Raw genomic sequence first — 14,157 nt, forward strand, 5'->3', positions numbered from 1 at the left:
GGTCTCTTACAGATACCTCAGATATCCACAGACTCTTTTAATCTTTCTGTGTAAATCCGCGAAATCTGCGAGCAAAACCCAGGGGTCCACAAGCAGGAAGGTCTCTTACAGATACCTCAGATATCCACAGACTGTTTTAATCTTTCTGTGTAAGTCCGCGAAATCTGCGTTTTTTATGTCTTCATCGCTTTTCGCAACATGGCAATACTTTTAGGCACAGCCGTTGCAGCATCTTCTTTGCCCTCATATTCCAGCGAAAGATAGCCCTGGTAATTTACTTTACTTAACAGGGACATGATCCGGTTATAATCCAGATCGAGTGTATACCACTCGCCACCACCATAATAGGTTTTGGCCTGTACAAAAACGGCCTGCGGCGCAATCATTTCCAGTTTCGAATATGGGTTTTCCAGGAAATTGCCCGTATCCAGCAAAAGCCCCAGCCATGGTGAGTTGATGGCTTCTTTGATGCGCAGCATACCTTCTGGAGTAGAGCACAGTCCCCAGTGATTCTCCAGGGCCAGCATAACACCATATTTTTCCGCTGTTGGGATGCATTGTTCAATAGCCTCAATACACCATTTAAAGCCGTCATCTTCCGTGTAGCCCGGAAGGATCGGTTCCTGGCCACGGTTCTTCATCAGTTCATCAAAGGATTTGGTAGTACCCCATCTCCCGGAATTGAGCCGTAAACAGGCAATGCCCATTTTTGCAGCCAGTTCAATACATTCTTTTGTTTTGTCGATATTCTTCTGCCATTCTGCCTTATCCGGTGTTACAAAACCCTGGTGGATCGAAAGACAGGTAAAGGCGATCCCGTTCAGGTAGGCCCGGCGTTTCAGGGCATTGATGTATTGATCGTCGACGCTGTCCATTTGCCGGTGCAGGATGTCTACTCCTTCCACACCCAGTTTTGCCGCTTCATCAATTACTTTCTCTATCGGGTACTTTTCCGGTTTAAAATGCCAGTAGGAATAGGAGGAAATACTGAGTTTGATGCGTGCAGCTGCCGGCGCTGTACTAAGGATACCTGACCGTGAAAAGGCAGGTAATGCGGCGGTGGCAAGGGCACTTCCAATACCATTGCGGATAAATGAGCGACGGGAACTTTCCATTTTTAACGGATTTTGATGGTAAATGAGCCTTAAACCGGGCTTTATCCAAAAGCAATCATTTGTACAAATCCCTTTCTGAAAGTTAAGGAATAATTCCCCTTTTTTTGTCTTTAAACTTTTTGTTGCCGGCAAATGTACCTGGTTTCAGCATTGATCGGTCCTGGGAGAGCGTTGTGATTATAGCAGATGTGCAGTTTGTAAAACCTATGCAGCCCAAAATGATCTGAAGGTGATCTTTCTGGAAGTGGAGCATCACAACGAACGGGCCCGAAAATTGTATCAGGGCTCCGGGTTTAATGATCATCACCGGGCGCTGATGATCTACCGTCCTGAGTAACAGGACAAACACGATGATCCGCCACCGACAGATTTTGCAGTGCAAACACCCCAAAAAGCCTTTACCAGCGTTTTTGTACAGCCAGGAGCGGCTTAATGAGGCTCCGGGCTCCCTGTACAATAGATTTGCCGGATCTTTATTCATTCAGCCGGCAATACAGGAACCCCGACTTTTCAGCGCCTCAAACTTTTCCACCTGTCAACTTTGCGTTACCTTTGCACCACTTTTTGAAAACAGATAAATAAAGATTGGCTCATGATAAGTGTAAAAGATCTGAAACTCGCTTACGGAAAGCGGGTATTGTTTGAAGATGTGAACGTTAATTTCACAAAAGGGAACTGCTATGGTGTTATTGGAGCCAACGGGGCAGGAAAGTCCACCTTTCTGAAAATCTTAAGCGGGGAGATAGAAGCCAATAAGGGCACCATATCCATTACACCCGGTGAGCGTATGGCCGTTTTAAAGCAGAACCAGTTTGAGTTTGACGATCAGACGGTGCTGAATACGGTATTGATGGGGCATAAAAAGATGTGGGATACCATGTTGCGCCGGGATGCCATTTATGCCAATCCCGATGCTACAGAAGATGATTACATGAAAGCATCCGAACTGGAAGCGGAATACGGCGAAATGGGAGGGTATGAATCAGAGAGTGATGCTGCCGCATTTTTAAACGGTCTTGGAGTGGGAGACGCACTGCACCAGATGCTGATGAAAGATATTCCCTCCAATATGAAAGTGCGGGTTCTGCTGGCGCAGGCCCTGTTTGGGAACCCGGATATCCTGTTGCTGGATGAGCCTACCAACGGTCTGGATATTGAGACCATCGGCTGGCTCGAAAACTTCCTGGCAGACTATGAGAATATTGTATTGGTAGTGAGCCACGACCGTCACTTCCTGGATGCCGTATGTACCCATGTGGCCGATGTAGACCGCCAGAAGATCAAGGTCTTTACCGGTAACTATTCCTTCTGGTACGAAAGTTCACAATTAATGGCCCGCCAGATCAGCGATAAGAACAAAAAACTGGAAGAAAAGAAAAAGGAATTGCTGGATTTTATTGCCCGCTTTAGTGCCAACGCTTCAAAGAGCAAACAGGCTACCAGCCGGAAAAAAGCATTGGAAAAGCTGGATTTCCAGGAGATCGAGCCCAGTTACCGCAAATATCCCGGCATTATCTTTCAGCCGCTGCGGGAAGTGGGGAACCAGATCCTCAATGTGGAAAAATTAAAGTCGGCAACAGAAGACCGGGTGCTTTTTGACAACGTAACCTTTAGCGTGAACAAGGGGGACAAGATCGCCTTTATTTCAAAAGACCCTACGGCTGTAACACAGTTTTTTGAGATCATTAACGGCGAAACAAAGGCCGATGCAGGACAATTTGAGTGGGGCACTACCGTTACTTCTGCATACCTGCCCATTGAGAACAGCAAATTCTTCCAGTCTGACTTAAACTTAATGGACTGGCTGCGCCAGTTTGTACCATCGCATGTGACCGATGTGGACGAGCCCTTTCTCCGGGGTTTTTTGGGGAAGATGTTGTTTGGCGGGGAAGAAGTGCTTAAAAAAACAAATGTGTTAAGCGGGGGTGAGAAAGTACGCTGTATGGTGAGCAAGATGATGCTGCAGAACCCCAATGTGATCATCCTGGATCAACCTACCAACCACCTGGACCTGGAAAGTATCCAGAGTTTCAACGAGCAATGTACCGTTTACAATGGCATTGTGCTGCTGACCAGCCATGACCATACCTTTATGCAAACAGTGGCAAACCGCATTATTGAATTAACACCTAAAGGCATCATTGACAGGTTGAGCACCTTTGATGAATACCTGGAAGATGAACGTGTAAAAGCGCTGCGCCAGGAAATGTATGCATAGGCTGCAGCATTGAAAAGATAGGATCGAACGGAGCTGTGGCTCCGTTTTTTTGTATCAGCCGGCGGCCATTCATAAAAAAACTGCATTCCATTTGCATCATCCGTCTTTACTTTGCGGGAATTTTTAAGTATTGCTTTAGCGGGATCCGCTTTATAAACAACCGATAAATTTAAATAAAATGTGTAGAAAGTTTTTCTTAACTGCCTTGCTGTTTGTGACCGTTGCCGGCAGCGGCTGGCTTCATGCCCAGGATGATCTCATCAAAAAGATCAGCGGTAACAGCAGCGACAGTACCGGTTTCCGGTTTACCAATATTATCAACCTGGAAGTGACGCCTATAGAGAACCAGGGTTCTTCGGGTACCTGCTGGAGTTACTCCACCAACTCTTTTTTAGAGTCCGAAATGATCAAAGCCGGCCGGAAACCTGTACCGCTTGCAAAGATCTATACAGCGCGCAGGTCTTATGAAGACAAAGCCGAAAATTATGTAAAAATGAATGGTGCCGTAAGCTGGGGCGATGGGGGCGAAGCACATGATGTCATAAATATGTATGCCAAATACGGTGCTGTGCCCGAAGAGGTATACACCGGTCTGCTGAATGGAGCCACTACCAATAATTTCAGCGAAATGCAGGCTATCCTGAAAGCCATGCTGGATGCGGTCATTAAAAATCCGGCCGGCGTACTTTCTCCCCGCTGGAAGAAAGCTTTTGCTGCAACCCTGGATGCCTACCTGGGGCCCGTACCACCAATGTTTACTTATCAGAACAAAAGCTATACCCCCCAAAGTTTTGCAAAAGAAGTAGTAGGGCTTGATGCCGGTAACTACATCGAATTTATTTCCCAGAACAATACACCATACTGGCAAAAAGCAATGATGATGGTACCCGATAACTGGGCTTTCCAGTGGGATTACAATATTCCTCCCGCGGCTGTTACGGATATTATTGATAATGCGCTGAAGAATGGGTACACTGTGGCCTGGGGAACAGATGTTTCCGAACCTTATTTCAGCTGGCCCAACGGGGTGGCCTTTGTACCGCAAAACCCGTTCTCCTATGTAAAAAATATTACCGCTGCCCAAAAAAAGGAGCTGTTCACCAGTCCCAAACCAGAACCGGAGATCACGCCGGAACTCCGGCAGACAGGTATCGAAAACGGCCAGACGTCGGACGATCATGGAATGCATATTGTTGGCCTGTCGAAAGATCAGGACGGCAAAGAATATTATATTGTCAAGAACTCCTGGGGTACCGGCAACGAATACAAAGGCTACCTGCATGTAACAAAAGCGTACGTACAGTTTAAGACGACCAGTATCCTGGTCAATAAAAAAGCCGTTCCGAAATCGGTTGCTTCAAAGATAACCCTATAAAGAAGTAGCAGCCTGTAATCAGGTAACCATAACAGCACCGGGGTTTCTCATTAAAGAAACCCCGGTGCTTTATCCCGTATACATCTGCTTGCCCAATGCCCGGGATAGCCGGAACGCCTGTACAGGAAATGGTCCTGATCAAACCGGGGGGTGATCCGGCCAGGAAACAAGCCGGGAGCCTGTTTACTTTTCCATCTTTAATCGTTTCGGTAACGTAACCGGAGATTATAACGGGGGCTTCATTGCAATTAAATATCTTTAAACACAAAACAGACGATCGCATGTTAAAGAAAAAAACAATGGACCGCAAACGATTCCTGCATCTTTCCGCGCTGGCGGGTATCGGCCTCGGGATCAGCGGGCATGCATCCGCAGGAACGGCAGAACGGGCCTGGCAGGGAAAGCGGATCGGGATCATCGGGCTGGACACTTCCCATGCCGTGGCCTTTACAAAATCACTGAATGGCAATAATCCGGATCCGGCATTTATGGGTTACCGCGTTGTAGCCGCCTATCCCAATGGCAGCAAAGATATCCCTTCAAGCGTGGAGCGCATTCCCGGCTACACGGCCGATGTTCACCAATACGGGGTTACCATTACCGGGTCCATTGCGGAGCTGTTGCCAAAAGTAGATGCGGTATGCCTGGAAACCAATGATGGCCGGCTGCACCTGGAGCAGGCTTTGCCGGTGCTGAAAGCAGGTAAACCGCTTTTTATCGACAAACCCATGACCGCATCCCTTAAAGATGCTGTCGCCATCTTTAAGGCGGCAGAACAATATAAAGTGCCTGTATTCTCCAGCTCATCGCTCCGCTATATAACCGGTATGGAGGAGATACTTAAAGGAGAATACGGCAAAGTGACCGGTGCGCAAACCTACAGCCCGGCAACACTCGAAAAAACGCATCCGGACCTGTTCTGGTACGGCATTCATGGGGTGGAGATCCTTTTTACGGCGATGGGCCCGGGCTGTCGGTCGGTAGTGCGCGTGCATACACCGGACACCGATGTGGTAACAGGCACCTGGGGCGATGGACGTGTAGGCAATTTCAGGGGTACCCGGAGCGGGAAAGCGGACTATGGCGGTACGGTTTTTACCGAGAAGAAAATAGTATCCCTGGGAGGTTTTAAAGGATATGATCCATTGCTGAAGGAGATCATCCGTTTTTTTGAAACCGGGAAGTCACCCGTAGCAACACAGGACACACTGGATATCCTTGCCTTTATGGAAGCCGCTGATGAAAGCAGGCGCCGGAATGGAGTGCCTGTCACGCTGGAATCCGTTTATAAAAAAGCCAACTACAAAACCAATAACGTATAACAGTTATGACCGGCAAAACTTCACGCAGAGCGTTTCTTAAAACCTCCACATTGAGCGCAGCAGCGCTTACTGTAGGCGGTGTGCTTCCCGGGTTCAGTGCCCGGAGCTACCGGAACATACCCGGGGCAAACGAACGGATCCTGACAGGTATGGTGGGTGTTAACAGCAGGGGGGCGGCACTGGCCGGCACCTTTGCTGCACAAAAGGAATGTCTGATCCGCTACGTATCAGATACCGATAGCCGTGCTATGACCCGCTGCATTGGCAACCTGTCTAAAATACAGGCCGTAACACCAACGGCACAGCCTGATTTCCGCAAGGTACTGGAACAAAAAGACGTGGATGTAATGGTGATTGCAACACCCGACCACTGGCATGCACCAGCGGCCTTGCTGGCTTTGCAGGCAGGCAAGCATGTGTACCTGGAAAAACCCTGCAGTCACAATCCCCGTGAGGGCGAAATGCTTATTGCATCTGTAAAAAAACATAAGCGTCTTATACAGATGGGCAACCAGCGCCGTTCCTGGCCCAATGTTATGGAAGCCATCCGGGAACTGCACAATGGCATTATTGGTAACGCTTATTTTGCACGCACCTGGTACGCCAATAGCCGTAAACCCATTGGTACCGGCAAAGCAGTTCCGGTACCCGGTTGGCTGAATTATGATCTCTGGCAGGGACCGGCTCCCCGCAAACCTTATATGGATAACCGGATCCACTATAACTGGCATTGGTTCTGGCACTGGGGCACCGGCGAAGCATTGAATAACGGCACCCATATGGTGGATCTTGCACGCTGGGGATTGCAGGTCAGCTATCCAACCAGGGTTACTTCGAGCGGTGGACGCTACTTTTTTACAGATGACTGGCAAACTCCGGACACACAAACGATCGGCTTCGAATTTGGCAGCAAAGGCAGCATTACATGGGAGGGCCGGAGCGCCAATGGCCGGTATGCAGACGGAGCTTCTGTGGGCGTTATATTCTTTGGAGAAAAGGGGGCCCTGCAGATGAACGGAGATGACGGATACCAGGTATACAGCCTCGATAACAAATTGATAAAGGATGTAAAGAGCAAAGTAACCGTAAACGCCACCAATACTTCCAACCCCGCGGGGATCCTGGATGGTCTTCATGTGCAAAACCTGTTCGATGGCATCAAAAAAGGAACGCCACTCAATTCCGATATCGAAAGCGGCCATATCAGTACCCTCCTTGTACAACTGGGCAATATTGCACAACGTACCTCGGGAGTGCTGGATACAAATCCCCGGAATGGGCATATTCTCAATAATACAGCGGCAGAAAAATTATGGAGCCGCACATATGAAAAAGGCTGGGAGCCCCGGGTGTAATATTGCCCGCTTCAGGAATGTTGCCCGCAATAATCCCAATGGGCCGGAAAAAGCTGTATCTTGTCCTTTCTGAACCCTTTCAAAAAGGACAAAATATGAAACGATTACTTGTTTTTGCAATCCTGTGTTTTGTACTTCATCAGGCACAGGCACAGGACAACAATTATGAATGGCAAAAAGATATTCGATACTACCCTGCATCTGTAAACCAGGATGCTTATCAGCAGGGGCAATGCCGGCTGGATGTGTACTATCCCCGGAATAAAAAGAATGCGGCTACCATTATCTGGTTTCATGGGGGAGGGCTCAAAGCGGGGAAAAAAGAAATTCCTGCTGCATTGATGAACAAGGGCTATATTATTATAGGAGTGGGGTACCGGTTTTCTCCAAAGGTAAAAGCGCCAGAGTATATTGAAGACGCAGCGGCAGCAGTTGCCTGGGCTTTTCAGCATGTTGAACAATATGGAGGCGACCGCAGAAAAATCGTATTATCCGGCCATTCGGCCGGGGGGTATCTTGACCTGATGCTGGCCCTCGATAAAAAGTATTTACAACACTATGACGTCAATGCCGACAGTCTTCTGGGAATTGTTCCTTTCAGCGCCCAATGCATCACCCACTTCACTGTAAGGGAAGAGCGGGGAACTGATCCGCTGCAACCGGTCATCGATTCAATGGCGCCCCTGTATCATGTTAGGAAAACGACTCCGCCCATATTGCTGATCACCGGCGACCGGGAAAAAGAGCTTTATGGCCGCTATGAAGAAAATGCCTACCTGCTCCGGATGCTGAAGCTGACCGGCAATACACAAACACAGCTTTATGAACTACAGGGTTATGATCATGGAGGAATGGCGCAACCGGCCTTCCCCTTACTGCTGCAGGAAGTAAGCCGGGTGCTGAAGCAGCGTCGCTTTTAAACCAGCAAGGTCGTTCATCAGTCGCGGGAGGGTATAACCGTAAATCTTCTTTTCAGGTGCAAAAACGGACGTTCCAGGAAGCGGTAGGAGAGCATCGCCGTAACCACCGTACCTATAAAAGCCAGTACAAAGCCAATATTATTTTTTTGCTCCGGCAAGTGCAGCCAGGTGGCAAACAGCGTGAGCTGATCTTTGTAAAGGTGATAGATCAGGTAGTAAAACAGGTTATGGAACATATATAAACCATAGGATATCCTTCCCAAAAAAATAACCGGTTTAGGCAGGTATTTGCCCGGGGTACCCAGCATGCTCAAAAACATAAGGAGGGCACCCAGTAATATACAAGCCCAGCCGCTCATAGCTTCGGCTGAGTTGGAAAGATGCGGAGCATCAGCTTTTACTTTAAATACCAATGAGGCGATCAGCCAGCAACCGATGCCGGCAATAAACAGGAGCGCCCGTAACGGGATGGAGAACCGGGGCTGTCGTCCTCTGAGGTATACCGACAATAAAATACCGGCGGCAAAAAACTGGAACTGTACAAAACTATTGGTCCATTCACTGCTGAATCCTTCCCTGGGGTGCCGGCCATAACTAAAAATAACCACGTAAGCGATAACCAGAAATGTAAATGCAACGGCTTTTAGCCCTTTGCGTGTAAAAAATACCGCCAGCAGGGGAATCAGCAGGTAAAACTGTTCCTCTACCGAGATGCTCCAAAGCGGGTTTTGCGGATAGCAGGACACCCATTCATTAAAACTGATATACCAGTTGCCTGCGAAAAGCGAAAATGACAGGAAATTACCGGTAGTGATCACACCAAAGTTTTTAGTGGTTACCGAAAGCACCAGGAAACCCGTTAGTACAAAAAAATAGAGCGGCCATATACGCAGTATACGGCGGATATAAAAGGATTGGGGGCGAACGCTGCCGGTGGCATCCTTTTCCCGTAACAACAGTTCCGTGATCAGGAAGGCACTCAGTAAAAAAAATAATGGCACCCCAAAAACGCCAACAAGACTTACCTGGTAAACCCAGTAATATTCTTTAACATCAATAGGGGCGAGATCCATCCGGTGCGTACAAAACACAAAGAGAAATGCAAAAAAGCGGAATACATCCAGCTCCGGGCGGTAATAGCGCTGTAAATTCATGATGGCAGAAATTTATTTGAAAGCAGACTTCATGGAAATAGTTGAGGAGCAGTTACCACTGTAGGTTACTGATCCGCGGCACGATCTCTTTACCGGTATGCAGCAATCCGGAGTTTTGATAGTTCAGTTCCTCCGGGGATTTTCCTTCCCATTGACTGCGCTTTCCCTTTATATGGATCCGGCCTTTAACCGGGTCAATTACAAGCGTCGTAAACAATGCGTCCTTATACGGACAGGTATAGGCAAGATAGGGGTATTGCTGATGCACAGCCGGATCATAGATCAGGTGCTTATATTTTTCACCCATCCAGTAGTAGGATGCAGAGTTAACGTGCACATAATGTATACCGTTTATGTGATAATGAGCGTCAATATGCGTATGGCCGTTAATGGCCAGCAAAATCTTATTCTGGTATTTTTCCAGTAATGCCTGTATTTCAGCCGCATTATCCACCGCATCGGGACCCGCCAGTGGCTGATGAGATACAATTATGAGTGGCTCCTTTATTGTTCCCAGCTGCTCCTTCAACCAGGCCGTTTGTTCCGGGCCAATATAGGAGGGATAGCCACCTTTATGATCCGGCGAGCCCTTATCGTTGCCATCCAGAACCAGCAGGCATATCCCTTTCAGCGCATAGGTATAATACCGGCCAGGCATGCCCCAGTAATTGATACATTGTTGTTTTGTATAACCGGCATCCGTATCATGGTTGCCGATCACATGCAATGTTTTCTGATGGGCATTTTTAAAAGCTGTGATCACATTTTTATTCTTATCACCGGGATAGGCGAAATCACCCATTTGCAACAGCGCATCCGGTTTTACTTTTTTCATGTCTGCCAGAAAAGCAGCCAGCCGCTCGTAGCCGGTCGGGATCAGGTCCTGGTGCAGGTCCGTAATAATACCGATTGTAATGGTTTCTTTTCTCAATGCGGCAGATACAGCGGACGGAATACTCAGGGCGAGGGCCGCAGATGCCGTGGCCTTTACAAATTGCCGCCGGCTAAGGGAAGTAGTTTGCTGTTTCATATTTAAGCAATTTAAACCAAATGCACTAATTGTTTAAGGACATAATGTAAACTTAATAGGAAAAGCTTCTGTTCCCGGCCAACTGATCAGTGGGCCCAGGGTATGCACAGCAGACCCGAAAATAACTGAGGCGCCCGGAATTTTTAAACGATCCGGGATCGTTTTTCCTATCTTCATTGAAATAAACTGTAAACAGATATTCTATGAGATCAAAAATTGCGGCCGCTTTTATAGTTGTTTTTGCCATATCCTGTACCCGGCAACAAGAAGAAAAAAGTACGGAAGCCCGGCTTCCGGTTACCGGTACCTGGAAGCTTTTAAGCGGAACACTTATTGAAAACGGCGATACGACTGTTACTGATTACACCAGGGACCGCTCTTTTATAAAGATCATCAACGACAGCCATTTCGCATTCCTGCATCATGGATTTAAAAACGGAAAGGACTCCGCTGTTTTTGCTGCAGGTGGCGGAGCCTATACACTCAGGGACAGTACCTATACGGAACACCTGGAATACTGCAATGCGCGGGACTGGGAAGGCCATGATTTCAGCTTTACCATTTCCATTCACAATGACACATTGGTACAGCAGGGCACAGAGAAAATTGCCGGCAGCAATGTAGACCGTTACAATATTGAAAGATACGTGCGGGTGAAAACGCCATCCGCCGAAACTTCCTCTAAATAGCGGTATGCGGTACTGCGTCAAAAAACAACCGCTGGTGAAAAAAGGGACGATGAAATCATACAGCAATGGCCGGGACCTGATACCAGGCCACCAGTATTAAAATAATGCCGATGATCATCAGTCCGTAAAGAACATACCGGAGAAAGGACCGGCTATTTAATTTACGGTTCAGCCATCTGCCTAAAAATATGGCCGGAATGGAGGTCGTCAGCGCTACCAGGAAGTAGTAATTCACTTCAGCCGTCACTAATCCCTTAACAACATACCCGATAAAGCCAAGCAGGCTCACCGGCAAAAAATAGGCCTGCAGCGTGGCGCGAAAGTGGGGCGCCGACCAGTTTCTAAGATTGCCGTAAACCACCAGGGGCGGTCCGTTCAGTCCATACGCGCCGCCAAAAACACCCGACAAAAAACCGCATGCAAAAAGCCACCATTGGTTATCATCCTTCAGGTTTTTTGTAGCTTTGGCAGTTAGCGTATACAGCGCGTAGCAGATAATTAATAACCCGAGAGCCGTTTTTACAAGGAGCTCATTGCCATATACAAGGATCAGCAAGCCCAGCGGAATACCGGGAATTGCATAAAAAATAAGCCATTTAGCGCTATAAAAATGGATCTTCCGGTGATCCTGGATCACGATAATCAATGCAATCACAATGGACAGCATGACAGACAATGGCACCGCAATTGTGGCGGGTAAAAAAAGCAGGAAGAGCGGCACTGCAACCAGCGATTCTCCAAAGCCCAGGGTTGACCGCACAAGCGCAGCAATAAAACTGATAACAAGAATGAAAATGATGATGAAGGGCATAGGGGATGAAAATACATAAATATTCCCGTTTAGTGCCCTCAGCTACTTAATCCTTGTTTTTTCATATCTTGCGTCTCTCGTTTTTAAACTATTCAAAACAATACTTTAAGTCTATTCGTGAACCTCTTTCAAATTTCCATGAATGCAACAACCCTGACAATTAAAAACTGTATGAAAAAATGATCCGCTAAGTACGATGCCCTATAACATTATATTGTGCTTCTTGTGCAGTAGTCCAACGCTCCATTGCTTTTAATTTTAACTGTGCAGGTACCGGTAGAGCAGCTGCTCGCAATGCTTGGGCGCAACCGATCATTATTAATAATTCCATTGTAACCCATAAACGCAAAAAATGAAAAAAACGTACCTCTTATTCCTCCTAAGCCTGTGCCTGGCGGGCGTACTCCCTGCGCAGATAACCCCCACAGCGGACCGTATACTCTATGTGAATAAAACGGTATCCGGTGGAAACGGCAGCGGTTCTTCATGGACCAATGCCATTCCGGAACTGGCCGATGCCCTCAAATGGGCCAGGGAACAGTACGATGCCAATAATAACTGGCTGGCGGGCGATTCGCTGCGTATACTGATTGCCGAAGGAACTTATAAACCTTTGTATGACGCTGATAACAGCCGGTATCAGAATGATGGGGCACGCGACAATGCCTTTGTGGTAATGGATCGTGTACATCTGTACGGCGGGTTTCCATCCGCAGGAAATCCCGGCATGGGCCAACGTAACTGGAAGACCTATGTTACCACGCTGAGTGGTGATATCGGTATCCAAAACGATCCATCAGATAATGCTTATCATGTGCTCATCAGTATGCGAGCTACAAACCTGCACCTGGATGGGATAAAAATTTCCGGTGGCACGGCCAATAGTACAAGCACAACGGGTCTTAGTGTACCAGGCGCTACTATCAGCTTCATCAGGAACACAGGGGCAGGTTTGCTGTTACGGGGCGGCCGTTCCTTACGGGTCAGCAATGTTGAAATAAGCGGCAACATGGCTGGCTATGCTGCAGGAGGTTATATTTTTGGTAGCCCGGCTTTTATAAATATTTTGGTTCGTAACAACGCAGCAGTAGAGTCCGGCGGCGGGTTGCATTTTACAGATGCTTATGATAGTCCAATTATTACCGGTGCGGTCTTTACGGGCAATACGGCAAAACTGGGTGCCGCTATCTATAACCGGGCCGACTCGCTCGTATTAATCAACACTACGATTGTGGATAATACGGCCACAAACGCCGGCAATAGCATATATAGCACGGTTTCTGATGGACCTGTACCAGGTGTCAGAAACCCGGTATTGATCAATAGCATACTTTGGAACAGCCAGCCAGGCGCAGTCAGTATGATGGAAAATGCGGGGAACAAAGCTTTTGAAGTCGCCCACAGTATTGTACAGGGCGCGGCACCGCCGGCCGGTACAGGCAACTCCAATGCCAACCCGCTTTTCACCAACGCCGGCAGCGGCAACTATACATTAATGGAGGCAAGCCCCGCTGTTAATGCCGGTAATAACCAGCTATGGAATGCAGCTAATGTTTCCGGAACAACGGTAGACCTTGCAGGTAACGCGCGCCTGGTAGGCAATAGCATTGATATGGGCGCCTTTGAATTACAAACCGTTCTTCCGGTAATGTTTGGCAGCTTCCGCGCAACGCTTAAGAACGGGCAATTATTATTTAACTGGAACACAGAAACGGAAACCAATAATGATCATTTTTTAGTACAGGTTTCTGCTGATGGAGCAAGCTGGGAGACCGTGGGAACCGTCCAAAGCAAGGCTACAACAGGCAACAGCCATACCGTATTGGAATATGCCATTACGATTCCGCTAACCATGCTCGGTTTAAGTGCCGGATTTTTATCACTGGGTGCAATGGCATACAAGCGTCGCAGGCGGGCATTGCCAGTAGCTGCGTTCCTGGTTTGCATTTTAAGTTTCGCCTGCCATAAAACCGGGATTGTTAAAAGCGCCGAAACCGGTACGCTGTTCGCACGTTTGGTACAGGTAGATAAAGATGGTGCTCAGCGGGTATCAAAGACCATTCAGGTAGTGCGGGAATAAGTTTCCATATATTACAAATTTGTTTGTAGACGATGGGTAGGAGTTTGTCCTCCATTGCCTATACTATAGTAAATCACCGGTATGTTGT

11 protein-coding genes are annotated in these 14,157 nt (G+C 47.8%); 7 read left to right on the forward strand and 4 right to left on the reverse strand.

What is annotated here, in order from left to right:
* Positions 1–173 precede the first annotated feature (173 nt).
* Entirely contained in the window at positions 174–1,115 is a 942-nt protein-coding gene (locus BLS44_RS18040; protein WP_090391627.1) for a sugar phosphate isomerase/epimerase family protein, read from the reverse strand.
* A 592-nt stretch (positions 1,116–1,707) separates the two neighbouring features.
* Between BLS44_RS18040 and BLS44_RS18050 the strand changes: the two genes are divergently transcribed.
* From BLS44_RS18050 to BLS44_RS18075, 5 genes are all read left to right on the forward strand, one after another.
* Positions 1,708–3,333: an ABC-F family ATP-binding cassette domain-containing protein gene (locus BLS44_RS18050; RefSeq protein ID WP_090391629.1), complete on the forward strand. Its 1,626-nt coding sequence runs from the start codon at positions 1,708–1,710 to the stop codon at positions 3,331–3,333.
* A gap of 178 nt (positions 3,334–3,511) precedes the next feature.
* Positions 3,512–4,708, forward strand: coding sequence for a C1 family peptidase (locus tag BLS44_RS18055; RefSeq protein ID WP_090391630.1), 1,197 nt, complete (start codon positions 3,512–3,514; stop codon positions 4,706–4,708).
* A 281-nt stretch (positions 4,709–4,989) separates the two neighbouring features.
* On the forward strand, positions 4,990–6,030 hold the full coding sequence (locus tag BLS44_RS18065) for a Gfo/Idh/MocA family protein (RefSeq protein WP_090391632.1): 1,041 nt from the start codon (positions 4,990–4,992) through the stop codon (positions 6,028–6,030).
* Positions 6,031–6,080: 50 nt separating this feature from the next.
* The gene (locus tag BLS44_RS18070) at positions 6,081–7,385 is read left to right on the forward strand and encodes a Gfo/Idh/MocA family protein (RefSeq protein WP_245729262.1); all 1,305 of its coding nucleotides are present in this window, start codon (positions 6,081–6,083) and stop codon (positions 7,383–7,385) included.
* A 95-nt stretch (positions 7,386–7,480) separates the two neighbouring features.
* Positions 7,481–8,305, forward strand: a complete 825-nt coding sequence (locus BLS44_RS18075; RefSeq protein WP_090391716.1) for an alpha/beta hydrolase — start codon at positions 7,481–7,483, stop codon at positions 8,303–8,305.
* A gap of 17 nt (positions 8,306–8,322) precedes the next feature.
* Here the strand turns inward: BLS44_RS18075 and BLS44_RS18080 are convergent, their stop codons facing one another.
* The gene (locus tag BLS44_RS18080) at positions 8,323–9,459 is read right to left on the reverse strand and encodes an acyltransferase family protein (RefSeq protein ID WP_090391634.1); all 1,137 of its coding nucleotides are present in this window, start codon (positions 9,457–9,459) and stop codon (positions 8,323–8,325) included.
* Between the two features lie 52 nt (positions 9,460–9,511).
* Positions 9,512–10,489, reverse strand: coding sequence for a metallophosphoesterase family protein (locus tag BLS44_RS18085; protein ID WP_090391635.1), 978 nt, complete (start codon positions 10,487–10,489; stop codon positions 9,512–9,514).
* A 203-nt stretch (positions 10,490–10,692) separates the two neighbouring features.
* Between BLS44_RS18085 and BLS44_RS18090 the strand changes: the two genes are divergently transcribed.
* Positions 10,693–11,178 (forward strand): hypothetical protein, encoded by a 486-nt coding sequence (locus BLS44_RS18090; protein WP_090391636.1) that lies wholly within the window; start codon positions 10,693–10,695, stop codon positions 11,176–11,178.
* A 55-nt stretch (positions 11,179–11,233) separates the two neighbouring features.
* Here the strand turns inward: BLS44_RS18090 and BLS44_RS18095 are convergent, their stop codons facing one another.
* Positions 11,234–11,989, reverse strand: coding sequence for a sulfite exporter TauE/SafE family protein (locus tag BLS44_RS18095; protein ID WP_090391637.1), 756 nt, complete (start codon positions 11,987–11,989; stop codon positions 11,234–11,236).
* Between the two features lie 352 nt (positions 11,990–12,341).
* On the opposite strand from BLS44_RS18095, the gene BLS44_RS18100 reads away from it, so the two are divergent.
* On the forward strand, positions 12,342–14,069 hold the full coding sequence (locus tag BLS44_RS18100) for a choice-of-anchor Q domain-containing protein (RefSeq protein WP_090391638.1): 1,728 nt from the start codon (positions 12,342–12,344) through the stop codon (positions 14,067–14,069).
* The last annotated feature ends 88 nt before the right edge of the window (positions 14,070–14,157 follow it).

The organism is Niabella drilacis (assembly GCF_900101395.1).
GTDB classification, from domain to species: domain Bacteria; phylum Bacteroidota; class Bacteroidia; order Chitinophagales; family Chitinophagaceae; genus Niabella; species Niabella drilacis.